This is a genomic window from Trebonia sp. (assembly GCF_049794275.1).
Lineage (GTDB): Bacteria > Actinomycetota > Actinomycetes > Streptosporangiales > Streptosporangiaceae > Trebonia.
Genome location: NZ_JBARCR010000779.1, coordinates 1 through 1626, shown reverse-complemented (window position 1 = coordinate 1626; position 1626 = coordinate 1). Strand labels below are relative to the sequence as shown.

The 1626-nt window shown below is 68.5% G+C and carries 1 protein-coding gene; it reads right to left on the bottom strand.

The genetic code is table 11. From position 1 onward, the window contains the following. Nucleotides 1-26: 26 nt before the first annotated feature. Complete coding sequence (locus WA805_RS20305) at nucleotides 27-968, bottom strand: hypothetical protein (protein WP_422337660.1); 942 nt, start codon at nucleotides 966-968, stop codon at nucleotides 27-29. Nucleotides 969-1626 lie beyond the last annotated feature (658 nt).

Here is a 1626-nt window from a genome sequence, read left to right as displayed (position 1 = left end):
CGGCGGTTCGCGATCGCTTCTGGTGGCTACGGCTGGGCCGTGTCCGGGTGACGGGTGTAGGCGTACCAGCCGGGTGCGGGGTTGTCGTCTGGCAGGTATGACATTCTGTTACGGTTTCCGCTGGCGTTCGGGGCGAGGTGCCAGGGGAGGTTTCCCGCTCCGCCGGCCCGAGCGGCGGCCTCGGTGAAGCTGGCGACCGCGGAACGCTTGGTGTCCCGGTTGAGGACGAACTCCCGGCCGTCTGCGGTGACCTTGATCAGGGGTGAGCCGCCGAACCGGCCGATGTCGCCGATCGTGGGCTGCTGGGAGACCCGCAGCCAGCTGCGCAGCCGGTGGTCCAGTTCATCCGCCGAGTTCACGACGGCGCCGGGCGAGATGAACCCATCCGGGCCCGGGTTGGCTAGCGTGCAGGCTGCCTGCCATGAGGCGGGCGCATCGGCCTGGGGCCGGAGGGCTGCGGCGACCCACCCGGCCAGGGCATGCCTGGCCGGGGCGGGCAGTGGGCCAGCGAGGGGGCGGTTCCAGCCGAGGAACCGGACCCCGTCTGATGCGCAGCGGAACACGCGCAGGTACCCGGTGCCCTCCTTCGCCGGGTACTCGAGCCGGTCCTCCGCCAAGTCGCTCACCACGCCGGCCGCGAGCAGCCCGTCGATGACCGAGGTGCCGTTGATCAGGACGAGGCTGACGTTGGCGTGTGCCAGCTGCCAGCGCAGGAACTCACGGTCCTCCGCCACCAGCCGCTGCCACGCCGCGGCGGGCAGCTGTCCCTGAGGCTGCACGGTGGCCCACTGGACCAAGTCGAGGTGACAGGCGCTTCCTTTCAGGTAGCTGCCCGCCCCGGAACTGGTCAGCAGCTGCTCCATCCAGCCGAACCACTGCCGGTACCACCGCCCGCTCCGGAAGTACGCGTAGCTCTCGGCGACGACCTGCTCGACCTGCCCGGCGTCAAGCTCGCCTGGCCCCCTCACGCCCAGCGCGTGCAAAAACGTAAGACTAAGGTCCCTTGAAATACCGGATATGAAGTGCCTTGCTTGTTTTCGAGCGAATTCGCCGAGCGGAGGCGAATTCCATGCCCAGGACGGGGCATATGGTGCACACGTTCAAAGGAGAATCCCCATGCACTTTCCAGCTCTCACGCGAAGGCGCCTGATCGGCCTAGTAGCCACCGCAGTCTGCACCGCGGCGCTGATACCAGTGGCCGCGCTCGCCGCCACAGCCTCCCCGGCAGCACCTGCCGCGGCCCGCGCGTCTGCTAGCGCCACGAGCATTCCCGCGATCAGCGTCAACTCAGCGACGCTTGTGGCCAACGGCGCCGCGATCCGATTGGCATTCACCGCCACCTGCGGTGCGGGTGACGACGGCAGCGTCAGCTCGACTACCACACAGGCGGCCGGCGCCCGTGTCGCCCAGGGCGCGACCCAGACCGGGTTCACATGTACGGGCAAGCCACAGCAGGTATCAGCCCTGGCCGCAGCCAATGTGAACGGCGCTCCGTTCCGCCCCGGCATCGCTGTAGTTCAGGCCAGCGTGGGGGATTGCCCCGGGGCAAACTGCACGGGCGCGTCAACGGATAAGGTCCTGAGCATCAGGAGATAGCGAACTGCCGGACTGCGAGTCGGCACGATG